The sequence below is a fragment of the Streptomyces sp. NPDC055254 genome, from assembly GCF_053606025.1.
The window spans coordinates 63,560-88,686 of the sequence record NZ_JBSGQV010000025.1; the positions used below are offsets into that span (position 1 = coordinate 63,560).

The window sequence follows — 25,127 nt, forward strand, 5'->3', positions numbered from 1 at the left end:
GAGCCCGGGGCGGAGCCCCGATCTCCGGACCCCGCTCGGGCACACCCGGCCCCGCCGGCGTCGGAGGCGCGGGGCCCGTTGCGGAGCCCCGCGCACGCCGCCCGCCGGCCCCACCGTGCGGGTCCACCGGTCCGGCCGGACAATAGATCCCATGCGTACGCTCCGCGCACTCGGCGCGGCAGCGGTCGCGCTGCTCCTCGCCGGCACCGGAGCACCCGCGACCGCCGCGCCCAGCCCGCCGCCCCCGCCCCGGCCCCAGCTCACCGACGCCCGCGTCGACGCGGCGGTGGCCCGCCTGGACAAGACCGTCGCGGACATGATGCGCCGCACCGGCGTCCCCGGGGTCTCCGTGGCCGTCGTCCACGACGACAAGGTCGTCCACCTCAAGGGCTTCGGCGTCCGCAGGACCGGCGAGAGCGCCGCCGTCGACCCGGACACCGTCTTCCAGATCGCCTCCCTCTCCAAGCCGGTCTCCTCGACGGTGGTCGCCGGCACCCTCACCGACCCCGACGCCTGGGACCGGCACACCGCCCTGCCCGGGTTCGCCCTCAAGGACCCCTGGGTCACCGGCCACGTCTCCACGGCCGACCTGTTCTCCCACCGCAGCGGCCTGCCCGACCATGCCGGCGACCTCCTCGAAGACCTCGGCTACGACCAGGCGTACATCCTCGACCACCTGCGCCTGGAGCCCCTCACCCCCTTCCGCGCGAGCTACGCCTACACCAACTTCGGCTTCACCGCCGCCGCGGAGGCCGTGGCCCGCGCCAAGGGCACCAGCTGGCAGAAGCTCGCCGCGGACACCCTCTTCAAGCCCGCCGGCATGACCCGCACGAGCACCGAGTTCTCCGCCTTCACCGATTCCCCCGACCGTGCCGCCACCCACGTGAAGAACCCGGACGGCACCTGGAGCCCCCGCTTCGTCCGCGACCCGGACGCCCAGGCCCCGGCCGGCGGAGTCAGCTCCACCGCCCGCGACATGTCCCGCTGGCTGCGGCTCCAACTGGCCGGCGGCACCCTCGACGGGAAGCGGATCGTCCCGGCGGAGACCCTCGCCCGGACACACCGGCCCGAGATCGTCTCCCAGCCGCCCGCCACCCCCGACGGCCGCACCGGCTTCTACGGCCTGGGGTGGAACGTCTCCTACGACGACGCCGGCCGGCTGCGCCTGAGCCACTCCGGGGCCTTCGAACTCGGCGCCAACACCAACGTCACCATGCTGCCCCTGGAGAAGCTCGGCATCGTCGTCCTCACCAACGGCGCACCGGTCGGCCTGGCCGACGCCGTGGCCCTCGACTTCTTCGACTTCGCCGAGCACGGCAAGCCGACCACCGACTGGCTGGAGCTGACCGGAGCCCTCTACGCGCAGCTCGCGCAGGAGGGCCGCTCCCCCACCGACTACGCCCACCCGCCGGCCGGGGCCGCGCCCGCCGGGGACAGCGCCACCTACACCGGCACCTACGACAACCCCTACTACGGCAAGGCCACCGTGACGGCGGACGACAAGGGCGCCCTCACCCTCTCCCTCGGCCCCGAACCCCTGCGCTTCCCGCTCACCCACTACGACGGGAACACGTTCAGCTTCGAGACCAGGGGCGAGAACGCGGTGGGCCGCACCGGGGTCACCTTCGCCGACGGCACCCTCCGCGTGGAGTACCTCGACGCCGACCACCTGGGCACTTTCACCGAGCGGTGACGGCATAGCCTGTCCCCCGATGAGACGCAGAGCGCAGCCGCCCCCCTCACCCCTCCCCCAACGCGCCGGAATCGACCCGGTCCACCTGCGCCTGCCGCCCGACCCGGACGGGACGTGGCCCGACCTCGGCACCTACCTCGCCGCGCACTACGCGGGCGGCCCCGGAGCGGAGGCCGTCGCCCGCCTGCTGCGCTCCGGCCGCGTCCTGGGTCCCGGCGGCCTCGTGCTGCGCGCGCGGGACCCGTACGAGCCCGGCGCCCACCTGTGGTTCCACCGGGACCTGCCCGCCGAGGCGCCGGTGCCGTTCCCGCTCCGCGTCGTGCACCGCGACCCGCACCTCCTGGTCGTGGACAAGCCGCACTTCCTGGCGACCACCCCGCGCGGCAGCCACGTCACCCAGACCGCCCTGGCGCGGCTGCGCGAGGAGCTGGACCTGCCGGCCCTCAGCCCGGCGCACCGGCTGGACCGGCTGACGGCCGGCCTGGTCATGTTCAGCGTCCGCCCCGCCGACCGGGGCGCGTACCAGCTCCTCTTCCAGCAGCGCCGCGTGCGCAAGGAGTACGAGGCGGTCGCGGCCCACGACCCGGCGATCGACTTCCCGCGCACGGTCCGCAGCCGGATCGAGAAGACGCGGGGCGTCATCGCGGCGGTCGAGGTGCCCGGCGCCGAACCCAACGCCGAGAGCCGCGTCGAGTTCGTCGCGGCACGCGGCGGCCTGGCCCGCTACCGGCTGATCCCGCACACCGGGCGCACCCACCAGCTGCGGGTGCACATGAACTCCCTCGGGCTGCCCATCCTCGGTGACCCGGTCTATCCGCGGATCACCGATCCGGCCCCGGACGACTACCGGCGGCCGCTCCAGCTGCTGGCCCGCGTACTGGAGTTCACCGATCCCGTCACCGGCGCCGCGCACCGGTTCGAGAGCGGCCGGACCCTCGGCGCCTGGGACGACCGCGCCGCCTGGGAAGCGGGAGCGGTCCAGGACGGGCTGTAGTGCCGTGACCGGCAAGGGCCACAGCACTAGGACCTGTCTGACAATTCTTGTCGAATCAGCGAGCGCCCGTTGAGTAGGCGGTCCGGAGGCACGCCGACCAGCTCGCACCTTTTGCCGGGCAGAACCTATGGGCGGCGGGCCAGCAGGTGTGCGTCGAGAAAGCCCCGTTCGGAGGCCGGGTCGTGGAGCAGCCGAGCGAAAGGAACGAGCCCGGCATCGGTCAGCAGTTCGGCGAGGTGGTCCGCCGGCCAGCTGTAGGCAGGTGCGACCTTGTGGTCGAACTGGACCGGCTCCGGTCCGTCGGTCCCGAAGAAGGAGACCAGGAGCACGCCACCCGGCGCCAGGACGCGGACCTGCTCGGCGAGCAGCTCTGGCAGTTCGTCCGGTGGGGTGTGGATCATTGAGTAGTGGGCCAGTACGCCGCCGAGCACGCCGTCCTCGATCGGCAAGGACTCCATCCGCGCCTCCTGGAAGCGCAGCGCCGGGTTGGCCCGTCGAGCGTGGTCGACCATGCCGTGGGACAGGTCGAGTCCGAAGGCGTCCAGGCCCAATTCGTGCAGCATGGCCGTCAGATGTCCGGGCCCGCATCCAACGTCCGCTGCCCGCAGGTTGCCCGTCGCGCGCACCAGTTCGGCGAAAGTGCTGATCATGGCCCGGGCGAACGGCTGCGTCTCCAGCCGGTCTGCGAACAGCGATGCGTACAGCTCAACGACTCCGTCGTAGGCCGCCCTGGTCTCGTCCTGATGATTCGCCACAGGGAGGACCTTATAGCCGGTCCGATAATCAATCTTGTGGCAGCTCGAGGCGAGGTGACAGACGCGGCGTGGGAGCGGATAGAGCCCCTGCTGCCGCAGGCGGACGGACGTGGCCGTCCATGGCGTGATCACCGGCAGGTGGTCAATGGTGTGTTGTGGCGGCTGCGGGCTGGGGCTCCTTGGCGCGACCTGCCCCAGCGGTACGGGCCGTGGCAGACCGTTTACGAGCGGTTCGCCCGCTGGGAGGCGGACGGCACCTGGGCAAGACTGTTGGAGCACGTCCAGGTCCGCGACGACGCGATGGACCGGGTGGAATGGACAGTCGCCGTCGATTCCACGATCAACCGGGCCCATCAGCACGCCGCCGGCGCACGCAAAAGGGGGCAGCAGGCCGGGACAATCTGGAAGATCCGGGCCGCTCACAGGCACGCCAGGCCCTTGGTCGCTCCCGAGGCGGGCTGACCACCAAGGTCCACCTCGCCGTCGACGGCCGGGGCCTGCCATTGTCGATCGTGCTCACGCCCGGCAATGTCAACGACGCCACCGCGTTCACCCAGGTCCTTGACGAGATCTGCATCCCACGCATCGTCACGGGCCGCCCGCGCACGACGCCGACGCGGGTGCTGGGCGACAAGGCCTATTCCAGCCGGGCGATCCGCCACCTGCTGCGGCGTCGGGGCATCACTGCCACGATTCCCGAACGCCGCGACCAGATCGCCAACCGCCGTCGACGCGGCAACCTCGGCGGCCGCCCACCCGTCTTCGATAAAGAGGTCTACCGCGACCGCAACGTGGTCGAGCGATGCTTCTCCCGTCTCAAGCAGTTCCGTGCGACCGCCACCAGGTTCGACAAGCTCGCCACTCGCTACCGCGCCGGAGTCATCCTGGTCTCGCTGATTCTCTGGCTTCGTGAATCGACCAGGTGATCATTTGTCAGACACGCCCTAGTGCGGGGCGGCGACGCCGGCGATCCGCAGCGCCGCGTCCGCGGTGGCCTCCGCGAAAGTCTCCACCGGCCGCGCCGGGTCGGCGCGGTGGATCAGCATGACGCCCTCGATGAGCCCGAAGACCAGGTCTCCCCGCAGGGCCAAGCCGGCCTTGTCACCGGCCAGTTCGGCCCCGACATGGGTCCCGCCGAGCAACACGCGGTAGGCGTCCTTCAGTTCTTCCCGCATCCGGCGGAACGGCGCGAACCGCGAGCCGCCCACTTCGGGCAGCAGGTACAGCGCGCCCAGGTTGCACGGACCGCCGCACAGCAGCAGGACATCGGAGCGGCACAGCTCCCACAGCCGCCGCGCGGCGCACCGGTCCGTGTCGGCCAGTAGTGTGCGGGCCAGCACCAGCGAGGGTGCGACCGTGGACTCCAGCAGTTCGGCGAGCAGGTCCTCCTTGCCCGCGACATAGTGGTACATCGTGGCCTGGCGCATGCCGGCCCGTTCGGCGACCGCCCGTGTGGTGGTCGCCGCGTATCCCCGGACGGTGAACAGCTCGGCCGCCGCGGCGAGGAGCTCCTCGCGCGGCGGCCGACCGCTGTCCGGTCTCAGCCGGTCGGCACGCGGCCGACCGACGCGTCTCGGTCCTTCGTCTGCTCCCCCGCTCATGGGCCGATCGTCGCACACGGCACGCCGATTCGATCATGGCAAGAGATCAGATCGGGCCGCCCTCCCGTTCAGAGGAAGCCCCAAATCCGCCTAGCCGACGGAACTGTAGGCGACTACGCCCCGGAGGAGCGCGTCGACCGCCTTGCGGGCGTTCCGCGCGACCGTGCTGCCGCTGTCCCCGCCGGCCGAGGGAGCCGCCGCCGCGACCTGCCCCAGCACGTCGATGACCTGCTTGCACCAGCGCACGAAGTCCCCGGCCGGCATCTCGGCCTCGCGCAGCACCTCGTCGAGGCTCTTGTCAGAGGCCCATTGGTACGCCGCCCACGCGAAGCCGAGGTCCGGCTCGCGCTGACCCACGCCCTCGGCCTGGTTGATGCGGTGCTCCTCCTCCAGAGCGTCGAGCCGGCCCCAGATCCGGACCATCTCGCCGAGTGCCGCCTTCGCCGCCCCGCCCGGGACCTTCGGCGCGACCGCGTCGTCGGACTGCCGCGCCTCGAACACCAGCGCCGAGACACAGGCGGCGAGTTCGGCGGGGCTCAAGCCCTCCCAGACACCGGCCCGCAGGCACTCCGACGCCAGCAGGTCGAGCTCCCCGTACAGCCGGGCGAGCCGCTTGCCGTGCACGGTGACCTCGTCCTCGCGCAAGTAGTCCAGCTCGGTGAGGAGCGCGTGGATCCGGTCGAAGGTGCGGGCGATGGTGTTCGTCCGGCCCTCGATCCGCCGCTCCAGCTGCTGGGTGTCCCGCTTGAGCCGGTGGTAGCGCTCCGCCCACCGGGCGTGGTCCTCGCGCTCGTCGCAGCCGTGGCACGGGTGCGCCCGCAGCTCGGCGCGCAGACGGGCGATCTCGCGGTCGTCGGCGGCCGCGGCCCGGCCGCGCCCGCGCTTGTCGACCGTGAGGTGCCCGGCCTTGGTCCGCAGCTGCGAGGCCAGGTCCCTGCGGGACTGCGGCGAACGCGCGTTGAAGGTCTTCGGGATCCGCATCCGGTCGAGCGCCTCGACCGGCACCGGGAAGTCGATCGCGGCGAGCCGCTTGACCTGCCGCTCGGCGGTGAGCACCAGCGGGCGCGGGCCCTCGGCGTACTCGTACCCCCGGTGCCCGTTGACCCGCCCGGCCGGTACGCCCGGGTCCAGGACGAGCGCGAGCCCGGCGAACTTGCCCGTCGGTACGTGGATGATGTCGCCCGGCTTGAGCTTCTCCAGCGAGGCGGCCGCCTGGACCCGCCGCTGGGCTGCGCCCTGCTTGGCCAGGTCCGTCTCGCGGTCCTTGAGGTCGCGGCGCAGCTGCGCGTACTCCTCGAAGTTCCCCAGGTGGCAGGTCATGCCCTCCTGGTAGCCCTCCAGGCCCTCCTCGTTGCGCTGCACCTGCCGGGAGATCCCCACGACCGAGCGGTCGGCCTGGAACTGCGCGAAGGAGGTCTCCAGCAGCTCGCGCGAGCGGTGCCGGCCGAACTGGCTGACCAGGTTCACGGCCATGTTGTAGGAGGGCTTGAAGCTGGAGCGCAGCGGATAGGTGCGGGTGCCCGCGAGCCCCGCCAGGGACACCGGGTCCATGCCCCGCTGCCACAGCACCACCGCGTGGCCCTCGACATCGATGCCGCGCCGCCCGGCCCGGCCGGTGAGCTGTGTGTACTCACCGGGGGTGATGTCGGCGTGCTGTTCGCCGTTCCACTTGACCAGCTTCTCCAGGATCACCGTGCGCGCCGGCATGTTGATGCCCAGCGCCAGGGTCTCGGTGGCGAAGACGGCCTTGACCAGGCCCCGTACGAAGAGCTCCTCCACGACCTCCTTGAAGGTGGGCAGCATGCCCGCGTGGTGCGCGGCGATGCCCCGTTCCAGGCCTTCGAGCCACTCGTAGTACCCCAGGACGTGCAGGTCCTCGGCGGGGATCGAGGAGGTGCGCGCCTCGACGATCTCGCGGACCGTCACCCGCGCGGCCTCGTCGTTGAGCCGCAGGCCGGCGAACAGGCACTGCTGGACGGCTGCCTCGCAACCGGCCCGGCTGAAGATGAAGTTGATGGCGGGCAGCAGCCCGTCGTTGTCGAGGCGGGCGATGACCTCGGGGCGGCTCGGGGTCCAGATCCGGCCCCGGGAGCGGCGCTCGCGCTCGCGGTCGGCCTCGCGGACCATCTTGCCGCGCCGCCGGTCCTTGGGACTGTAGCTTCGGCTGTTCTCCTCGCGCGCCATGCGCAGCAGGTCCGGGTTGACCTCCCGGCGGGCGGAGCCGCGGCCCCCGTGGTCGGACTCCTCCTCGAAGAGGTCGTAGATCCGGCGGCCGGCCATGACGTGCTGCCACAGCGGTACGGGCCGCTCCTCGGAGACGATCACCTCGGTGTCGCCGCGCACGGTGTCCAGCCAGTCGCCGAACTCCTCGGCGTTGGACACGGTGGCCGACAGCGACACCAGGGTCACCGACGCGGGGAGGTGGATGATCACTTCCTCCCAGACGGCGCCGCGGAACCGGTCGGAGAGGTAGTGCACCTCGTCCATCACGACGTGTCCGAGGCCGATCAGCGACTGGGAACCCGCGTACAGCATGTTGCGGAGCACCTCGGTGGTCATCACGACCACCGGAGCGTCGGAGTTGACGCTGTTGTCACCGGTCAGCAGGCCCACCTTGTCGGCCCCGTAGCGCTTGACGAGGTCGGCGTACTTCTGGTTCGACAGGGCCTTGATCGGCGTCGTGTAGAAGCACTTGCGGCCCTGCTGGAGGGCCAGGTGCACGGCGAACTCGCCGACGATGGTCTTGCCCGAGCCGGTCGGGGCGGCCACCAGCACGCCCTTGCCCGCCTCCAGCGCCCTGCAGGCCTCGATCTGGTACGGATCCAGCTCGAAGTCGTACATCTCGCGGAAGGGGTGCAGCGCGGCGGCCTCTTCGGCGGCGCGGATCCGGGCGGCGGCGTAGCGCTCGGCGGGGGAGAGTTCTTCGGTCATCTTGGGATCGAGCCTACCCGCCCCCTCCGACAACAGTCGCGATCATTTAATGGGAGCGGGCGGGGCCTGTCCCGGAGCCCGCCGGCGGGCCCGCACGCCTCAGGTCGCGTCGTCGTAGCCGTTGATCCGCCGGCGTGCGCCGTCGGCCTGACCGGGCAGCGCCGGGGCCGCGGCGACCGGCTCCATCGCGCCGATGGGCGCCGGGGTGAGGTCCAGGTCGGAGGCCTCGTCCTCGTCCAGGCCCGCGTCCGGGTCGTTGCGCCTGCGCCTGCGGTCGTTGAGCATGCAGATGCCGAGGGCGACGAAGTAGAGGGTCACGATCGGGCCCGCGAGCGCCAGCATCGTCAGCGGGTCACCGGTGGGCGTCGCGAACGCGGCGAAGACCGTGATGCCGAGGATCATGGCGCGCCACCAGCCCGCCAGCCGCTTAGCGGTCAGCACCCCGGTGAAGTTCAGCAGGATCAGCAACAGCGGCAGCTCGAAGGCCAGGCCGAAGACGATCACCATGCGGCTGACCAGGTCGAGGTAGTCGTCGACCGGCAGCAGGTTGCGCGCGTGGTCGGGCGTGAACTCCAGCAGGATCATCGCGGTCTGCGGAAGGATCTTGTACGCGAGCACGGCGCCGGCCGCGAACAGCGGAGCGCCCACCGCCACGAAGCTCCGCGCGTACCTCTTCTCGTGGTGGTGCAGTCCGGGCGCGGCGAACGCCCACAGTTGGTACAGCCACACCGGCGCGGACAGCACCACGCCGGCCATCAGCGAGACCTTCAAGGCGATCGAGAACGCCGAGATGAGACCGTTCACGGTCATGTCGGCGCACGGGCGGCCGTTGCGCTGGGTCACCACACCGTTGGTGCAGCCGACGGAGTCGAGCATCGGCTTCAACAGGAAGTTGATGATGTCGCGGTAGAAGAAGGCGGCCACCACGGTGATCACCAGGATCGCCAGGACCGACCTCAGCAGGCGGTTTCTCAGCTCACGCAGGTGCTCGACAAGAGGCATCCGCCCTTCGGCGTCCTTGTCCGCTTTCCCCTGCTTGCGGGCAGACTTGAACAACCCACGTCCCTTGTCTCGTTGCAGATGACTGGCGCGTACGGCGGGTGTCAGCCCTGAGCGGTGCGGTTCGGCTCGCTCACGGGCCGGGAGCTGGTGACGTCACCGGGCGCGGCCTTGATGGTGCGCGGGGCGACGGGCTGCACCGGGTCGGCGACCGTCGCCGCCGCAGCGGCGGCCGCGGCGTCCTCGGACTCCCCGTCCTTCTTCATCGCCTTCGCCTCGCTCTTGAGGATACGGGCCGACTTGCCGAGGGAGCGGGCCATCTCCGGGAGCTTCTTGGCGCCGAACAGCAGCACGATGACAGCGATGATCAGAAGGATCTCAAGGGGCTTCAGATTGCCGATCATGTGTGTCTTCCTTCTCACCGAAACGGCTGGTTGTGGTGGCTTCCGGCGGACCGGACGGAATCCGGTGACCGCTCAGGCAAGGATCGTAACCCCCTGGGGTTAACGCCCGGCAATCCCCCGGCGTCTCCCCGCTTGCGCGGGACGGGGTGCTTGACGCCCCGTTCACACGGGTTCATCCGGATTTCCGGAGCGCGTGACCTACGGGCGCACGGTCCGGCCCGCCCGGGCCAGGTCCGCGGCCGCCCGCTCCAGGTCCGCCGAGGCGTCGGAGATCCGGCGGCTCGCCCGCGCGACCTGGCCGGAGAGTCTGCGCACTTCCACGTAGACCCGCAGGGCCAGGACGCCGAGGACGGCGACCCCCAGGAAACCCAGGGCGATTGCGATCATGGGCCACAGCATGGGACGAGCCTAGGCCACCGGCCGGGTCAGACGCTGCGCAGGGTGCGCACGCCGCCCCCGGTCAGCAGTTCCACGATCCGCTCACCGGCCGGTTTACGGACGGCCGTGCCGCACTCCGGACAGGTGAAGGAGTAGAAGGTGGTCCGCCGGCTGCCGCCGATGGCCAGGCGCAGGGCGCCCGCCTCCAGCTCGAAACGGGCCCGGCAGTCGGGACAGGCCGCCTTGAACGCGACGGACCCGGACGTAGGCGACATCGACCGACGCTCCCCTCAGACCTGTTCCCCGTACCCCGCCAATGCTTCCCGCGCGGCGCTGCGCGCACTCTCCGCGAGCCCGGCCGGAGCGACGATCCGCCCCTCCCGGCCCAGCCGCAGCGCCAGCCGGCGCAGGGACGCCGGATCGGGGCTGCGCAGGGTGATCCGCAGTCCGCCGCCGGGCAGCTCCTCGGCACTGTCGTGCGGGTAGTACTCGGCGACCCAGCGCCCGCCCGGCCCCACCTCGACCACCACCTCCGGGTCCTCGGCGGCCGGCTGCACCAGGCCCTCGGACAGGTCGCGCGGCTCGATGGCCGGCGGCTCCGCCCGCTCGTCCAGCAGTCGGATCTCGGCCACCCGGTCGAGGCGGAAGGTGCGCCGCGCCTCCGAGAGGTGGCACCACCCCTCCATGTACGTGTGCCCCACCGCGAACAGCCGGATCGGGTCCACCGTGCGCTCGGTGAGCTCGTCGCGCGCGGGCGAGTAGTAGCGCAGCCACAGCCGCCGGCGCTCCGCGATGGCCCGGTCGACGTCCGCGAAGACCCCGCCCTCGGACTCGAAGGTCACCGACAGCCGGGAGCTGGCCCCCGCGGCCTCCCCGGCGGCCGCCTCCAGCTTGGCGGTGGCCCGCAGCAGCGCGTCCCGGTCGCTCTCGCGCAGGCCGGGCAGCGTCGCCACCGCGCGGGCGGCGACCAGCAGCGCGGTCGCCTCGTCGGCGGCCAGCCGCAGCGGCTCGGCGGTCGACTCCCCCGAGGCGTCGGGATTGCGCCACCAGATGCGCTCCCCGTCGGTGTCGATGTCGAGCAGGTCCCCGCCCCGGAAGCTCGTCCCGCACATGGGCAGCACGTCGAGGTCCGAGATCAGCTCGTCCTCGGTGATCCCGAAGGCGCGCGCGACGTCCGCGACGTGCGCCCCGGGGCGCTCGCGCAGGTAGGTCACCAGGGACAGCATCCGGCGGGTCTGGTCGATGGCGTTGGCAGCCATGCTGGTACGTCTCCCCCTCAGGGCGTGCTTTGCGAAATGGTGCGGCGGACATGTACGGCGGGGGCTCCCCGCCGCGGGGCGCGGCGCCCGCCGGCCGCTCGGACCGGACCGCCCTGCCGTCCGGCCGCCCCGCCGACCGGCGATGCCCCCTGTTCGGGTCCGGGCGGACCCCGATCGGGCCCCGCTCAGGCCCCGGCCACGGCGCGCAGCCGGTCCAGTACGTCCGCCCGCAGGTCGGCGGGACCCAGGACCACCACGTCGGGCCCGAACTCCACCAGCCAGGCGTCCAGCCCGTGCCCGTACGGGATCTCCAGCTCGTCCCAGCCGTCCGCGCCCTCCCGCACGGCCGTCGCCTTCGCCCGCAGCGGGTAGCCCGCCCCGGGGCGCAGCCGGATCTGCGCGGAGCGGTCCGCGCTCTCCCCGGCCCAGCTCGCCACCGTCTCCCGGACGGTCACCACGTCGGGCACCTCCGCGGTGTACTCGGCCGCCCGCGAGCGGACCTTGCCGGTGATCCGGGACAACCGGAACACCCGCTCCGCCCTCCGGTCGCGGTCGAAGCCGGCCAGGTACCAGTGGCCGCGCCAGCACTCCAGCGCCCAGGGCTCCACCTGGCGGGTCTCGGGCCGGGCCGCGGTGGACTTGCGGTAGTCGAAGACCACCGGCCGGCGGTCCCGGCAGGCCAGCATCAGCGGCTCGAAGGCCGCCTCGTGGACCGGGATGCGCGGCTCGATGGCGCTGTGCTGGCCCTCGTACGGATCACCGGCCTCCGGCATCCCGCCCGCGCGCAGCTTCTGCAGCGCGCCGTTGGCCGCGCCCGCCAGGCGGGCCTGCTGCCACACCTTGGCCGCGAGTCCCAGCGCTGCGGCCTCCTCGGCGTCCAGCGAGACGGGCGGCAGCCGGTTGCTGTCCCGGCGGGCCAGGTAACCGATCTCGCCCTCCAGGTTCTCCACCGTCTCGATGACCAGGCCCAGTTCGCGCAGATCGTCCTTGTCGCGCTCGAACATGCGGTTGAAGGACTCGTCGTTGCCGGCTTCCAGGTACGCCTCGATCGAACCGCGCAACTCCCGCTTGCTGAGCGGCCGGCGGGTCCCCAGCAGACACAGCGCCAGATTCATCAGCCGCTCGGCCTTGGCAATCGCCATCGACGCCCTTCCGCCCTTCTCCGCGTACACGTCCCGTGACCGATGACCGTACCGCCCCGGCGCGCCCGGGCAAAAGCGAGGGGCCCCCGCCGGACGGCGGGGGCCCCTGCACCGATCACGGAAGCCCGGATCAGCCGACCTTCACCAGGTCGCAGACGAAGATCAGCGTCTCGCCCGGCGCGATCGCAGCGCCCGCGCCGCGTTCGCCGTAGGCGAGGTCCGCGGGGATCACGAGCTTGCGGCGACCGCCGACCTTCATGCCCTGGACACCCTGGTCCCATCCGGCGATGACCTGGCCGACACCGAGCTGGAACTGGAGCGCGGAGCCGCGGTTCCAGGAAGCGTCGAACTCCTCACCGGTGGAGAAGGCCACGCCCACGTAGTGGACGGAGACGCGGTCGCCGGCCTTCGCCTCGGCGCCGTCGCCCAGCCAGATGTCCTCCTTGACGAGCTCCTTGGGGGCCTCGCCCCCGGGGAAGTCGATCTCGGGCTTCTCGAGCTTGTCGCTCACGGAACTGCTCCTCATACGTACGAACCGGTCAACCGGAACAGTCTTACATCACCGCGAGGATGTCGAGGCTGAAGACCAGCGTCGACTTGGCCGGGATGGTGCCCTGCTCCTTGTCGCCGAAAGCCATGTCCGGCGGGATGACCAGCAGGATGCGGCTGCCGACCTTCTTGCCGACCAGGCCTTCCTTGAGACCCTTCACCGAGAGCTGCTCCATCGGCCACGTCACGGTCTGGTCCGTGGCGTACGTGCTCTCGAAGGTCTTGTCGTCCTTCCACGTCTTGCCGTTGAACTTCACGACGACGTTGCCGGTGTCCTTCACGACCGCGCCGTCACCCTCCAGGACGTAGCTCGACACCAGCTTGGCCGGCTCGGCGGTGTCCTTCGGCACGGTCACGGACACTTCCTTGCCGTCCGTGTTCGTACCGACCTTGGGCAGGTCCTTGTTGTCCTGGGCGACTTCCTTGCCCGTGGCCGAGGCCGGGACGGTGGCACCCTTGACGATGTCGACGACGAAGACCAGCGTGGCGTTCGGCTTGATCTTCTCGCCCGAGCCCTGCGCCCCGTAGCCGAGCTCCGGCGGAATCACCAGCTCGACGCGGCTGCCGACCTTCTGGCCCTCCAGGCCCTGGTCCCAGCCCTTGATGACGGCGCCCGCACCGATGGTCACGTCGAACGGCGTGCCCTTGCCGAAGCTCGCGTCGAACGGCTCCTTGCCGTCCCACACCTGGCCGAGGTAGTTGACCTGGGCGATGTCGCCCTTCTTCAACGCCTGGCCGGTGCCCTCGCTGATCTTCACCACCTTCAGCTCCTTGGGCGGTGCGCCCTTCCCCTGCGCGAGGGTGGGCGTCTCCCCGAACTTGGCGCCCTTGGTGATCGCGGGGGCCCCGTTCTTCAGCTGGGCGGAGTCGGAGCCGCTGTCGTCGCCACAGGCCGCTGTCGACAGCAGCAGAAGGGGTACGACAAGCAGGCCGGCAAGTCGGCGCACGTGTTCCTCAGATCTCAGACGGCATGGTCGGTCGCCGCCACTCTAAGCCGTGGACAGGGCCCCGTACGAGAGACGTACGGGGCCCCGGCGCACACCGAGCGGATTCGGTGAGATCCCTCACGGCCGCCCTACATCCCGGCGATCAGCTTCTCCACCCGGTCGTCCACCGACCGGAACGGGTCCTTGCACAGCACGGTCCGCTGCGCCTGGTCGTTCAGCTTCAGGTGCACCCAGTCGACGGTGAAGTCCCGCCGCTGCTCCTGCGCCCGGCGGATGAAATCGCCGCGCAGCCGCGCCCGCGTGGTCTGCGGGGGCACCGACTTGCCCTCGAAGATCTTGAGGTCGTTGCAGATCCGCGCCGCCTGCCCCTTGCGCTCCAGCAGGTAGTACAGCCCGCGCCGGCGGTGGATGTCGTGGTAGGCGAGGTCTATCTGCGCCACGCGCGGATTCGACATCGTCATGTTGTGCTTGGCCCGGTACCGCTCGATCAGCTGGTACTTCATGACCCAGTCGATCTCGGTCCCGATCCGGTCCAGGTCCTCCGCCTCGATCGCGTCGAGGGTGCGGCCCCACAGCTCCAGCACCTGGTCCACCACACCGGTGCGGATGCCCCGGCGCTCGGCGAAGTCCACGGCCTTGTCGTAGTACTCGCGCTGGATCTCCAGCGCCGAGGCTTCCCGGCCGCTCGCCAGGCGCACCTTGCGCTGCCCGGTGATGTCGTGGCTGACCTCCCGGATGGCCCGGATAGGGTTCTCCAGGGTCAGGTCCCGCATCACCGTGCCCGCCTCGATCATGCGCAGCACCAGGTCGGTGGCCCCGACCTTGAGCAGCATGGTCGTCTCGGACATGTTCGAGTCGCCCACGATGACGTGCAGCCTGCGGTAGCGCTCCGCGTCCGCGTGCGGCTCGTCCCTGGTGTTGATGATCGGCCGGGAACGGGTCGTCGCGGAGCTGACGCCCTCCCAGATGTGCTCGGCCCGCTGACTCACGCAGTAGACGGCGCCCCGCGGGGTCTGCAGCACCTTGCCGGCGCCGCAGATCAGCTGCCGCGTGACGAGGAACGGGATGAGGATGTCCGCCAGGCGGGAGAATTCCCCGTGCCGGGCCACCAGATAGTTCTCGTGGCAGCCGTACGAGTTGCCCGCCGAGTCGGTGTTGTTCTTGAAGAGATAGACGTCGCCCGCGATTCCCTCCTCGTGCAGGCGGCGTTCTGCGTCGACGAGCAGTCCTTCGAGAATGCGCTCGCCCGCTTTGTCGTGGGTGACCAGTTCGGTCAGGTTGTCGCACTCGGGAGTTGCATATTCCGGATGCGAACCCACATCGAGGTACAGGCGGGCGCCGTTCCGCAGGAAGACATTGCTGCTGCGGCCCCATGACACAACACGGCGGAAGAGGTAGCGCGCCACTTCGTCAGGAGACAGTCGGCGCTGTCCCCTGAACGTGCACGTGACGCCGTACTCGTTCTCCAGCCCGAAAATGCGGCGGTCCATGACTGAACATTACGCCTCCCGCCCTCTTCTGAAACCGGGTTGGCGGGCGCCGTTCCGATCAGTTCTTCACCAAGGGGTCCGGCGAGAGCTCCTCGGCCCCCGCCTGCGCACGGTCGCGGCCCGCGGCCGCGAGCACCCGCTGAGTACCCATCAGGACCAGCAGGGCCGCGACCCCGGCGACACACGCCACGCCGAAGCCCGCGACCGCCCCGCCCCGTTCCACCGCCGGTCCGGCGGCCCCCGTACCCATCGCCGCGCCCACCCCGAAGAAGGTCACCAGCCAGGAGAACGCCTCCGTCACCGTGCCCGCCGGAGCGTGCCGGTCCACCACGATGAACGCGCAGGCCATCGCCGGAGCCAGGAACACCCCGGCCAGCGCCGCCAGCGCCGTCATCGCGGGCGGGCCCGGGACCAGCAGCAGCGGGAGGTAGCAGACGGCCAGTAGCGCCACCAGCAGCCGCAGCCGCCGCTCGGGCGCCCCCGGCCACGGCCGGGACCCGTAGAACACCCCGCCGATCAGTGCGCCCAGACCGAGCGCCGCCATCAGCCAGCCGTAGACCGCCTGGCCGCCGTGGTCGTCGGCGTAGGACAGGCCCGCCACCGTGATGGACCCCAGCGCCGTTCCCACGAAGAAGAAGGCGCCCAGCAGCGCCAGCAGGCCCCGCGAACGCAGGGCGCCCAGCCAATGGGCCTCCCGCGGCTCCGAGCGCCACGTCCGCGAGGGCTCGCTGACCACGACGGAGAGGGCGCCCAGCACGCCGATGGCATTGATCACCACCAGCGCGGCCGCCGGGTCCCACAGCGCCACGAACAGCGTGACGAGCAGCGGCCCGACCGTGAACATGACCTCCTGCGCCACCGCGTCCATCGCGTACGCGGCGTGCACCCGCTCCTCGCGGCCGCCCAGCACGCTCGGCCACAGGGCCCGCAGCCCGCCCTCCAGCGGCGGCGTGAAGAGCCCGGCCACCACCACCGCCGCGTACGCCGCCACCGCCGATCCGGTACCCGCCAGCGCCAGCCACACCATGCCCAGTGCCGAGACCAGGGCGGCCGGCAGCTGCACCCGCGGCTGCCCGTACAGGTCCACGGCCCGGCCCAGCAGGGGCTGGCCCACGGCGTTGGCCACGCCGTAGGCGGCCGCCAGCGCTCCCGCGAGGCTGTAGCTGCCCCCTTCGGCGCGCGTGAAGAGCACGATCGCGATCGACGCGGTGGCGTTGGGCAGCCGCCCCGTCAGCGTGCCCACCAGCAGCCTCGCGGCGTGCCGGGTCCTGAGCAGCTCCGCATATCCCGCGGCCATGTCCGCCCCCTTCCGCCCGGATCCAGGCCGGGGTAATACGTATAACGTGTCGCGTCATACGTACCATGGCAGCACTCGGCCAGTCCAGGAGAGAACACCCCCGCCCACCACCGCACACCCGGTGACCACGCACGTCAGGAGCCACCTGTGACGAGACCCACCAGCCGGGACGTGGCCGGCGCCGCCGGGGTCTCCCAGGCCACCGTCTCCCTCGTCCTCGGCGACAAATGGCGCGGCCGCGTCTCCGAACGCACCGCCGGCCTCGTCCGCGAAGCCGCCGCGCAACTCGGCTACCGCCCCAACCTCGCCGCCCGCAACCTCCGCCTCGGCTCCACCCGCACCGCACTCCTCGTCGTCCCCGCCCTGACCAACGAGTTCTTCGCCCGCGTCTACACCGGCGCCGCCCGCGTCGCCGCCGAACACGGCTTCGGCGTCGTCCTGTACCCCTCCCCCGACGGCACCGGCCCCGCCCGCAACCCCTTCGCCTCCGCCCGCGCCGCCCTCGACGGAGTCATCGCCTCCTCCATGGCCGCCGACGCCCTCGACGCCCTCGGCCGCGACGGACTCCCCCTCGTCATGCTCGACAGCGAGCCCACCGCCGGCGCCGCCGCACACGTCAACCTCGCCATGGCCGACGGCATGCGCCAGGTCTCCGAACACCTCCTCGGCCTCGGCCACCGCCGCTTCCTCCACCTCGCCTCCGCCGTCGACTCCTGGACCTTCGACATCCGCGCGAAGGCCCTCAACGCCCTCCTGACGCCCCGCGCCACCCTGCGCACCGTCCGGTCCCCCCTCACCGCCGACGGTGCGCGTACGGCCGCCCTGGCCGCCCTGACCGCCGCCCACGACCGGCCCACCGCCCTCGTCTGCGACGACGACATCCTCGCCGCCGGCGCCTGCAAGGCCGCCCGCCGCCTGGGCCTGCGCGTCCCCGAGGACCTCTCCGTCACCGGCGTCGACGACCTCGCCCTCGCCACCGCCGTCGACCCCGAGCTGACGACCGTACGACTGCCCGCGGAACAAGTCGGCGAACAGGGCATGACCGCCCTCCTCACCGTCCTCGACGGCGGCACGTGGACCGCCCCCGACATCCCCGTCCGGCTCGTCGTCCGCGACTCCACCGGCCCCGCCCCGGCCCCCTGAGCACACCCGCGCACGACGGAGCCCCGGCCCGCCCTCCAGGGCGCGACCGGGGCTCCGCAGCGCGAGCGCCGCTACTCCGCGTCGTCCTCCGGAGCCTCGTCGTTCGACACGGCGTCCGCCTGCACGGCAGCCGTCACCTCCGCCTCCAGCAGCCGCGCCAGCTGCCGGCCGCGGATCCGCTTGAACTTCCGCTGCTGGGACCGCGTACGGTCCAGCACCGCCACCTCCAGCCGCTCCACCGGGATGGCCTTGTCCGCGCCGTTCGCCTGACTGGACAGCGCCTGCACCGCCAGCTTCAACGCCTCGGACAGGTTCATCCCGTCCCGGTGGCGCTGATCGAGGAAGGTAGAAATCTGCTCGGCATTGCCGCCGACCGCGACCGAGCCGTGCTCGTCCACGATCGAACCGTCGTGCGGCAGCCGGTAGATCTGATCACCCGCCGCGGTCGGCCCGACCTCGGCCACCACCAGCTCCACCTCGTACGGCTTCTCACCGGCCGAGGAGAAGATGGTGCCCAGCGTCTGCGCGTACACGTTGGCCAGCCCGCGGGCCGTCACGTCGTCGCGGTCGTAGGTGTACCCGCGCAGATCCGCGTAGCGCACCCCGCCGATCCGCAGGTTCTCGTACTCGTTGTACTTGCCGGCGGCCGCGAAGCCGATCCGGTCGTAGATCTCGCTGAACTTGTGCAGCGCGCGGGACGGGTTCTCACCGACGAACACGATGCCGTCGGCGTACTGCAGCACGACCAGGCTGCGACCGCGGGCGATGCCCTTGCGGGCGTATTCCGCCCGGTCGGCCATGGCCTGCTGGGGTGACACATAGAACGGAGTCGACACCGGCTGTCCGTCCCTTTCTTCTGGGCTCCTACGGGGCGACGGATGGTCAGAGCAGGGCGGCGCGCGGGCCGTCGGGCTGCTCGAGACGACGGTTGGTGACCCTACGGGCGAGCTCCTGCGACTCGTCGTCGGTCAGCCTGCGGAAGCCCTCGTCGGTGATGACGGTGACGATCGGGTAGATGTGGCGGTAGAGGTCCGGACCACCGGTCGCCGAGTCGTCGTCGGCCGCGTCGTACAGCGCCTGGACGACCAGGGTGGTGGCCTGCTCCTCCGTCAGATCGGGGCGGAAGAGCTTCTTCATGGAGCCCCGCGCGAAGATCGAACCGGAACCGGTGGCGGCGTAGCCGTGCTCCTCCGAGCGGCCGCCGGTCACGTCGTAGGAGAAGATCCGGCCCTTCTCCTTGGCCTCGTCGTACCCCGCGAAGAGCGGGACGACGGCCAGCCCCTGCATCGCCATGCCCAGATTGCTCCGGATCATGGTCGACAGGCGGTTGGCCTTGCCCTCCAGCGAGAGGGTCGCGCCCTCCACCTTCTCGAAGTGCTCCAGCTCCAGCTGGAACAGCTTGACCATCTCCACGGCCAGGCCGGCCGTACCGGCGATGCCCACCGCGGAGTACTCGTCGGCCGGGAACACCTTCTCGATGTCCCGCTGCGCGATCATGTTCCCCATGGTCGCGCGCCGGTCACCGGCGAGCACGACCCCGCCGGGGAAGGTGGCTGCGACGATGGTGGTCCCGTGCGGCGCCTCGACGACGCCCTCCGGCAGCCTGCGGTTGCCGGGCAGCATCTCGGGCGAGTGCGCGCCCAGGAAGTCCATGAAGGACGACGACCCCGGCGTCAGGAAGGCTGCCGGTAGACGCCCTGTGCCACGATTGTTGGCTTCCACGCGTGTCCCTCCAGGTATGAGATGGCCCGACGCAGAGTGTCGGGATCGTCTCCCAACTTGCCGATGGCCGAATTGCAGTTGAAGCACGGTACGCCTCGGACCCTACCCGTCGCGTGGCAGTGATCCACATGCACGGCCGGGGCCTTTGGACGGATACGGCAAGGCCCGCCTTGAGCCGCGATCATTTCGTCACGTCGAGCCTCAGTGATGTCGTACGAATGCCGGAGGTGGCCGGCTCTGCCCTCGGCTGCCCGACACACCTCGCAGCGCGTCGACAAACCGTCCGAGGCAGTCGCATTCCGACGCCACTCCGCATGGGGTCGCTCCCCGCGGCACTCACGCCGAAGGCCGTCCAGGTTCGAGCGCTTGATGGGGAAGGCTGCGCGCGGCCGCTCCTCGCCGCACCGCGCACACCGCTCCGGATCCGGCCTTCCCAGCACCGATCTCGCCCTTCACCTTCGATTCGAAGGCTACTGGCCGCCCTTCTGAACGAAGCTTCGAACGAAATCCTCGGCATTCTCTTCGAGTACATCGTCAATCTCGTCAAGCACGGAGTCGACGTCGTCGGAGAGCTTCTCCTGGCGCTCCTTGAGGTCGGTCGATTCCTCGACCGCCGCCTCCTCGACCTCCTCGGTCGAGCGCGTCGCCTTCTGCTGTCCGCCGCCGGTGTCCTTGGTCGCCATGACTACCTCACCCCGCTCGGTTCGCACGCTCACGTCGAGGGATCCCGGACCGGGATCCCTCAAGATCAGACCCTACGCCGGACCCTACAAGGAGGTCCGGCATTCGTCCCCGCAGTTGTCCAAAAGGCCCGGCACCACGTCCGGCTTCCTGCATGATTCCCGGACCGGAAGGCTTTCAGCCCCGTTCAGCGCCCCGAAAGCACCCGCACCAGATCCTGTGCCGTGCGACAGCGGTCCAGCAGCTCCTTCACGTGCGCACGCGTGCCCCGCAGGGGTTCCAGCGTGGGCACCCGCTGGAGCGAGTCGTGGCCCGGGAGGTCGAAGATCACCGAGTCCCAGGAGGCCGCGGCGACGTCGTCCGCGTACTGCTCCAGGCACCGGCCCCGGAAGTAGGCCCGGGTGTCCTCCGGGGGCTTGCTCTGGGCCCGCTCGACGGCGGGCTCCTCCACCAGGCGCTGCATCTTGCCGCGGGCCACCAGGCGGTTGTACAGGCCCTTCTCCGGCCGTACGTCCGCGTACTGGAGGTCCACCAGGTGCAGCCGCGCCGCGTCCCAGCCCAGCCCGTCCCGGCGCCGGTAGCCCTCCAGGATCTCCCGCTTGGCGATCCAGTCCAGCTCTCCCGACAGGCCCATCGGATCGGTCTCCAGCCGGCCCAGTACGTCCTCCCAGCGGGCCAGCACGTCCTTGGTCTGCTCGTCAGCGTCGGAACCGAAACGCTCCTCCACGTACTTCCTGGCCAGCTCGAAGTACTCCATCTGGAGCTGCACGGCGGTGAGTGTCCGCCCGCTGCGGAGCGTGATCAGGTACTGCAGGTCGGGGTCGTGGGAGACGTGGTGCAGGGTGCGCACCGGTTGGTCCACGGCGAGGTCGACGTTGATGAATCCGTCCTCGATCATGGACAGGACCAGCGCCGTCGTGCCGAGCTTGAGGTACGTGGAGATCTCCGAAAGGTTCGCGTCGCCGATGATCACATGCAGCCGGCGGTACTTCTCGGCGTCCGAGTGCGGCTCGTCGCGGGTGTTGATGATGGGCCGCTTGAGTGTGGTCTCCAGCCCCACCTCGACCTCGAAGTAGTCCGCGCGCTGGCTGATCTGGAAGCCGTGCTCGCGGCCGTCCTGGCCGATGCCCACGCGGCCGGCGCCGGTGACGACCTGCCGCGAGACGAAGAAGGGCGTCAGGTGGCGCACGATGTCCGAGAAGGGGGTCTCCCGCTTCATCAGGTAGTTCTCGTGCGTGCCGTAGGAGGCGCCCTTGTTGTCGGTGTTGTTCTTGTAGAGGTGGATCGGCTGGGCGCCGGGCAGCTGGGCCGCCCGGACCGCCGCCTCGGCCATGATCCGTTCGCCGGCCTTGTCCCAGAGCACCGCGTCCAGCGGGTTGGTGATCTCCGGCGAGCTGTATTCGGGGTGGGCGTGGTCGACGTAGAGCCGCGCGCCGTTGGTGAGGATGACGTTGGCGAGGCCGATGTCCTCGTCGGTCAGCTGGCTGGTGTCGGCGGCCTCGCGGGCGAGGTCGAAGCCGCGGGCGTCCCGCAGCGGGTTCTCCTCCTCGAAGTCCCAGCGGGCGCGTCGCGCCCGGTGCATCGCCGCCGCGTAGGCGTTGACGATCTGGGACGAGGTGAGCATGGCATTGGCGTTCGGGTGCCCCGGAACGGAGATCCCGTACTCCGTCTCGATCCCCATTACTCGCCGTACGGTCATGCGGCCCTCCTTGCCCGGCGGCGCTCCCCTTCGGGAGCGGCGCTCAAGTACCGCTGGTGCTCCGGTGCGTGTGACTGTGCGGTGCCCGTCCCCGCACTGCGCGTCCGGCGGTAAGGAAGAGCCTAGAACCACTCCGCGCTCGTGGGGAGATCATTTCAGTCATTGACTTTGCCCTGTCACCGGCTGGAAAAGGCAGTCGGTAAAGCAGTCGGCTGCGGGTGCCCGGTGGAGGGCATCCGCAGCCGCTCCGCTTCGTCAGAGGTACTGACCGGTGTTTGCCACCGTATCGATGGAGCGTCCGGTGTCCGCGCCCTGCTTTCCGGTGACGAGAGTGCGGATGAATACGATCCGCTCGCCCTTCTTTCCGGAGATCCGGGCCCAGTCGTCGGGGTTGGTGGTGTTGGGCAGGTCCTCGTTCTCCTTGAACTCGTCCACGCATGCCTGGAGGAGGTGGGAGACGCGGAGGCCCTTCTGGTTGTGCTCCAGGAAGGCCTTGATGGCCATCTTCTTCGCACGGTCCACGATGTTCTGGATCATCGCGCCCGAGTTGAAGTCCTTGAAGTAGAGGACTTCCTTGTCGCCGTTGGCGTACGTGACCTCGAGGAAGCGGTTCTCCTCGGTTTCGGCGTACATCTGCTCCACGACGGTCTGGATCATGCTGTGGACGGTGCCGGGCCGCGAGTCCTGGTGCTCGGACAGGTCGTCCGTGTGCAGGGGCAGCGAGGCCTTGAGGTACTTCGCGAAGATGTCCTTGGCGGCTTCGGCGTCCGGGCGCTCGATCTTGATCTTCACATCGAGGCGACCGGGGCGCAGGATGGCCGGGTCGATCATGTCTTCGCGGTTGGAGGCGCCGATGACGATGACGTTCTCCAAGCCCTCCACGCCGTCGATCTCGGCGAGCAGCTGGGGGACGATGGTGTTCTCCACGTCCGAGCTGACACCGGATCCGCGGGTGCGGAAGAGGGATTCCATCTCGTCGAAGAAGACGATGACGGGGGTGCCCTCGCTCGCCTTCTCCCGGGCACGCTGGAAGACGAGGCGGATGTGCCGCTCGGTCTCGCCGACGTACTTGTTGAGGAGCTCGGGGCCCTTGATGTTCAGGAAGTAGGACTTCCCGGCGGGCTGTCCGGTCACCTCGGCGACCTTCTTGGCAAGGGAGTTGGCCACGGCCTTGGCGATGAGCGTCTTGCCGCAGCCGGGCGGACCGTAGAGCAGGATGCCCTTCGGCGGCCGCAGTTCGTGCTCCTTGAACAGGTCCGGGTAGAGGTAGGGGAGCTCGACCGCGTCGCGGATCAGCTCGATCTGGTCGCCCAGGCCGCCGATCTTGTCGTAGTCGATGTCCGGGACCTCTTCGAGGACGAGTTCCTCGACTTCGCTCTTGGGGACGACCTCGTACACGTAGCCGGAGCGGGGTTCGAGCAGCAGGGCGTCGCCGGGGCGGATGGTGATGTCCAGGAGCGGCTCGGCGAGCCTCACCACCCTCTCCTCGTCGGTGTGCCCGACCACCAGGGCCCGCTCGCCGTCCTCCAGGATCTCCTTGAGGGTGACGATGTCCCCGGCGCGCTCGAACTCCATGGCCTCGACCACGTTGAGCGCCTCGTTGAGCATGACCTCCTGGCCGCGCCGGAGGTCTTCCGGTTCGACGCTGGGGCTGACGTTCACGCGGAGCTTGCGCCCTCCGGTGAAGATGTCGACGGTGCCGTCCTCATTCGCCTGCAGGAAGACACCGAAACCGGCCGGCGGCTGTGCGAGCCGGTCGACTTCTTCCTTGAGGGCCACGATCTGGTCGCGGGCCTCACGGAGGGTATTCGCCAGTCGTTCGTTCTGTGCGGATACGCCGGCAAGATTTGTCTGCAGCTCGACGATCCGCTCTTCGAGAATCCTCGTGTGTCGCGGAGAGTCGGCGAGCTTACGTCGCAGGACGGCGATTTCCTGCTCGAGATAGGCAACCTGGCCAGCGGGGTCCTCGGACCCTCGCCCGGGCCGGATGCCGCGGTTGATGTCGTCGTCGTGGGCTGCCACGGTCCTCACCTCCTCCAAGGGGAGCTGGACGCTTCCTGACCCTACCTGGGCTGGTGGTGATTGAAACCCCTAGATCACAAAGACGGTAGAGGTGTGTCCGATCTTCACCCTTGCGTACTCCCTCACGTCTGGGAAATACCCACCCTTCAACATCGGAAAGCCGCCGGTTGTAAGGTCGAACTGTTCAACACCCGTCAGGGCTCGCGCGACTTGCCGCGAGTCGGGGTCGGGACGGATCACTCAGCGCAGGGAGCGGCAGGAGATATGACCGTGCAGCAGGAGGCCCGGACGGGCGGCGCCGGCGGGGCCGGGGAGCCGCTTGAGGTCTGGATCGACCAGGACCTCTGCACCGGCGACGGCATCTGCGTGCAGTACGCGCCGGAGGTGTTCGAGCTGGACATCGACGGTCTGGCGTATGTGAAGGGCGTGGACGAAGAGCTCCTGCAGGACGCGGGGGCGAGCACTCCGGTTCCGTTGACGCTGCTCCAGGACGTGGTGGACTCGGCGAAGGAATGTCCGGGTGACTGCATTCACGTAAGGCGCGTTTCGGACAGGGTGGAAGTCTTCGGTCCGGACGCGGAGTGACGTTTCAAACACTCCTGGCCGACGAGTCCGTCAGCTCCTGGCGGAATTTCCCGCCGGTCCAGAGCCACTTGGCGAGCTGGGTCCGGTCGGGGCAGCAGCGGGGGACCTCCGGCGAGGAGTAGCCGAGGAGGGTCGCCGTGACGGCGGCATCGCGGACGGTGAGATCGGTGACGTTCTGTCGTCGTGCGGGGTCGAGCAGGGTTGCGACGACACGGGGTGCGGCCGCCGCGGTGCGGTCGCGGGTGAGCACGTAGACGGCGTGGGGCGGGGTGCCGGAGCCGGCTTCGCAGCGGACGGCGGCGACGGTCTCGGGGCGGTCGTCGCCGTCGAGGTCGCCCTGGGCGGTGGCGGTGACGGTCTGCGGGGCGCCCTTGCAGTCGAGCGGGTACGCGACCCCGGAGGCGTCGGGGGCCGTGGCCCCCGGGCCGTTCGCGGGGGCCGCCGGGTTCTGGGCGGGGGCTGCGGTCGTGGTGACGGGCGCTGCGCCGGTGGCGGGCTGGACAAGTCCCGCGGCGGCTATGACGGCGGCCATGGCGGTGGCCGTGGCGAGCCAGTGGGCGGGCCTGGTGCGGCTGTGCGCCAGGTTTTCCAATGCCGGGGCCGGCGCGGAGGGGCTGTGCGGCACGCGGGGTGTCTCCTGTGCGAAGGGTGACGGGGAGCCAGCATCGTGCCACACCTCACACGGGGGTGGAACCGGCGGGTGCGGGGCGTTCGGACGCCGGGTCCGGTCCCGGGGCCGGACCCCCCGGGGCGGGGACCCGAAAAGGGCGCCGGGGCCCGTGGCGGTTGGTTTTAAAAAAAAACACACCCCCCAAACCACAAACCACACGGTATGG

25 protein-coding genes are annotated in these 25,127 nt (G+C 70.5%); 5 read left to right on the plus strand and 20 right to left on the minus strand.

What is annotated here, in order from left to right; all coding sequences use genetic code 11:
* Positions 1–151: 151 nt before the first annotated feature.
* Together ACWFQ8_RS22615 and ACWFQ8_RS22620 are read left to right on the plus strand one after the other, a co-directional pair.
* Entirely contained in the window at positions 152–1,693 is a 1,542-nt protein-coding gene (locus ACWFQ8_RS22615; RefSeq protein ID WP_453788070.1) for a serine hydrolase, read from the plus strand.
* Between the two features lie 19 nt (positions 1,694–1,712).
* Entirely contained in the window at positions 1,713–2,687 is a 975-nt protein-coding gene (locus ACWFQ8_RS22620; protein ID WP_453788071.1) for a pseudouridine synthase, read from the plus strand.
* A 125-nt stretch (positions 2,688–2,812) separates the two neighbouring features.
* On the opposite strand, the gene ACWFQ8_RS22625 is transcribed toward ACWFQ8_RS22620, so the two are convergent.
* The gene (locus ACWFQ8_RS22625) at positions 2,813–3,442 is read right to left on the minus strand and encodes a class I SAM-dependent methyltransferase (protein WP_184560548.1); all 630 of its coding nucleotides are present in this window, start codon (positions 3,440–3,442) and stop codon (positions 2,813–2,815) included.
* On the opposite strand from ACWFQ8_RS22625, the gene ACWFQ8_RS22630 reads away from it, so the two are divergent.
* A protein-coding gene (locus tag ACWFQ8_RS22630; RefSeq protein ID WP_453788072.1) for an IS5 family transposase occupies positions 3,431–4,368 on the plus strand; the annotation gives its coding sequence in 2 pieces (ribosomal slippage) (positions 3,431–3,836 and positions 3,836–4,368; 939 coding nt in all). The two genes, ACWFQ8_RS22625 and ACWFQ8_RS22630, sit on opposite strands and share 12 nt — an antisense overlap.
* Positions 4,369–4,386: 18 nt before the next feature.
* Here the strand turns inward: ACWFQ8_RS22630 and ACWFQ8_RS22635 are convergent.
* From ACWFQ8_RS22635 to ACWFQ8_RS22690, 12 genes are all read right to left on the minus strand, one after another.
* A complete protein-coding gene (locus tag ACWFQ8_RS22635; RefSeq protein WP_453788073.1) occupies positions 4,387–5,043 on the minus strand; it encodes a helix-turn-helix domain-containing protein in 657 nt (218 codons plus the stop codon).
* Positions 5,044–5,133: 90 nt separating this feature from the next.
* Positions 5,134–7,974: a DEAD/DEAH box helicase gene (locus tag ACWFQ8_RS22640; RefSeq protein ID WP_453788074.1), complete on the minus strand. Its 2,841-nt coding sequence runs from the start codon at positions 7,972–7,974 to the stop codon at positions 5,134–5,136.
* Between the two features lie 99 nt (positions 7,975–8,073).
* Positions 8,074–9,030, minus strand: coding sequence for a twin-arginine translocase subunit TatC (tatC, locus tag ACWFQ8_RS22645; protein ID WP_453788075.1), 957 nt, complete (start codon positions 9,028–9,030; stop codon positions 8,074–8,076).
* A 47-nt stretch (positions 9,031–9,077) separates the two neighbouring features.
* Positions 9,078–9,377, minus strand: a complete 300-nt coding sequence (gene tatA, locus ACWFQ8_RS22650; protein WP_453788076.1) for a Sec-independent protein translocase subunit TatA — start codon at positions 9,375–9,377, stop codon at positions 9,078–9,080.
* A 198-nt stretch (positions 9,378–9,575) separates the two neighbouring features.
* Positions 9,576–9,776 carry a hypothetical protein gene (locus ACWFQ8_RS22655; RefSeq protein ID WP_453788077.1) on the minus strand — a complete coding sequence of 67 codons (201 nt, stop codon included), beginning with the start codon at positions 9,774–9,776 and terminating at the stop codon, positions 9,576–9,578.
* Between the two features lie 26 nt (positions 9,777–9,802).
* Positions 9,803–10,030, minus strand: a complete 228-nt coding sequence (locus ACWFQ8_RS22660; protein WP_453788078.1) for a hypothetical protein — start codon at positions 10,028–10,030, stop codon at positions 9,803–9,805.
* 15 nt (positions 10,031–10,045) lie between these two features.
* Positions 10,046–11,014, minus strand: a complete 969-nt coding sequence (locus ACWFQ8_RS22665; protein ID WP_453788079.1) for a helix-turn-helix transcriptional regulator — start codon at positions 11,012–11,014, stop codon at positions 10,046–10,048.
* A gap of 185 nt (positions 11,015–11,199) precedes the next feature.
* Positions 11,200–12,156, minus strand: coding sequence for a helix-turn-helix transcriptional regulator (locus tag ACWFQ8_RS22670; protein WP_453788080.1), 957 nt, complete (start codon positions 12,154–12,156; stop codon positions 11,200–11,202).
* Positions 12,157–12,286: 130 nt separating this feature from the next.
* Positions 12,287–12,682, minus strand: a complete 396-nt coding sequence (locus ACWFQ8_RS22675) for an FKBP-type peptidyl-prolyl cis-trans isomerase (RefSeq protein WP_453788081.1) — start codon at positions 12,680–12,682, stop codon at positions 12,287–12,289.
* 28 nt (positions 12,683–12,710) lie between these two features.
* A complete protein-coding gene (locus tag ACWFQ8_RS22680; protein WP_453788082.1) occupies positions 12,711–13,652 on the minus strand; it encodes an FKBP-type peptidyl-prolyl cis-trans isomerase in 942 nt (313 codons plus the stop codon).
* Between the two features lie 128 nt (positions 13,653–13,780).
* Entirely contained in the window at positions 13,781–15,142 is a 1,362-nt protein-coding gene (gene pafA / locus ACWFQ8_RS22685; RefSeq protein ID WP_150520358.1) for a Pup--protein ligase, read from the minus strand.
* Positions 15,143–15,200: 58 nt separating this feature from the next.
* Positions 15,201–16,439 carry an MFS transporter gene (locus ACWFQ8_RS22690; RefSeq protein WP_453788083.1) on the minus strand — a complete coding sequence of 413 codons (1,239 nt, stop codon included), beginning with the start codon at positions 16,437–16,439 and terminating at the stop codon, positions 15,201–15,203.
* Between the two features lie 147 nt (positions 16,440–16,586).
* Here ACWFQ8_RS22690 and ACWFQ8_RS22695 point away from each other — a divergent pair, with 147 nt between their 5' ends.
* Positions 16,587–17,582: a LacI family DNA-binding transcriptional regulator gene (locus ACWFQ8_RS22695; RefSeq protein ID WP_453788084.1), complete on the plus strand. Its 996-nt coding sequence runs from the start codon at positions 16,587–16,589 to the stop codon at positions 17,580–17,582.
* Positions 17,583–17,653: 71 nt separating this feature from the next.
* On the opposite strand, the gene prcA is transcribed toward ACWFQ8_RS22695, so the two are convergent.
* The 6 genes from prcA to arc all read right to left on the minus strand — a co-directional run bounded on the left by prcA (position 17,654) and on the right by arc (position 23,706).
* A complete protein-coding gene (gene prcA, locus ACWFQ8_RS22700; protein ID WP_453788085.1) occupies positions 17,654–18,418 on the minus strand; it encodes a proteasome subunit alpha in 765 nt (254 codons plus the stop codon).
* A gap of 46 nt (positions 18,419–18,464) precedes the next feature.
* Positions 18,465–19,304 carry a proteasome subunit beta gene (prcB, locus tag ACWFQ8_RS22705; protein ID WP_453788086.1) on the minus strand — a complete coding sequence of 280 codons (840 nt, stop codon included), beginning with the start codon at positions 19,302–19,304 and terminating at the stop codon, positions 18,465–18,467.
* Positions 19,256–19,744: an endonuclease VII domain-containing protein gene (locus tag ACWFQ8_RS22710; protein ID WP_453788087.1), complete on the minus strand. Its 489-nt coding sequence runs from the start codon at positions 19,742–19,744 to the stop codon at positions 19,256–19,258. Before ACWFQ8_RS22710 ends, prcB begins: the two co-directional genes overlap by 49 nt.
* A gap of 30 nt (positions 19,745–19,774) precedes the next feature.
* On the minus strand, positions 19,775–19,987 hold the full coding sequence (locus ACWFQ8_RS22715) for a ubiquitin-like protein Pup (protein ID WP_030016348.1): 213 nt from the start codon (positions 19,985–19,987) through the stop codon (positions 19,775–19,777).
* 185 nt (positions 19,988–20,172) lie between these two features.
* Positions 20,173–21,684, minus strand: coding sequence for a depupylase/deamidase Dop (gene dop, locus ACWFQ8_RS22720; RefSeq protein WP_453788088.1), 1,512 nt, complete (start codon positions 21,682–21,684; stop codon positions 20,173–20,175).
* Positions 21,685–21,939: 255 nt separating this feature from the next.
* Positions 21,940–23,706 (minus strand): proteasome ATPase, encoded by a 1,767-nt coding sequence (gene arc / locus ACWFQ8_RS22725; RefSeq protein ID WP_453788089.1) that lies wholly within the window; start codon positions 23,704–23,706, stop codon positions 21,940–21,942.
* Between the two features lie 264 nt (positions 23,707–23,970).
* Between arc and ACWFQ8_RS22730 the strand changes: the two genes are divergently transcribed.
* On the plus strand, positions 23,971–24,291 hold the full coding sequence (locus ACWFQ8_RS22730) for a ferredoxin (protein WP_453788090.1): 321 nt from the start codon (positions 23,971–23,973) through the stop codon (positions 24,289–24,291).
* Positions 24,292–24,295: 4 nt separating this feature from the next.
* Here ACWFQ8_RS22730 and ACWFQ8_RS22735 read toward each other — a convergent pair whose 3' ends face one another.
* A complete protein-coding gene (locus ACWFQ8_RS22735; protein ID WP_453788091.1) occupies positions 24,296–24,916 on the minus strand; it encodes a hypothetical protein in 621 nt (206 codons plus the stop codon).
* Positions 24,917–25,127: the final 211 nt, after the last annotated feature.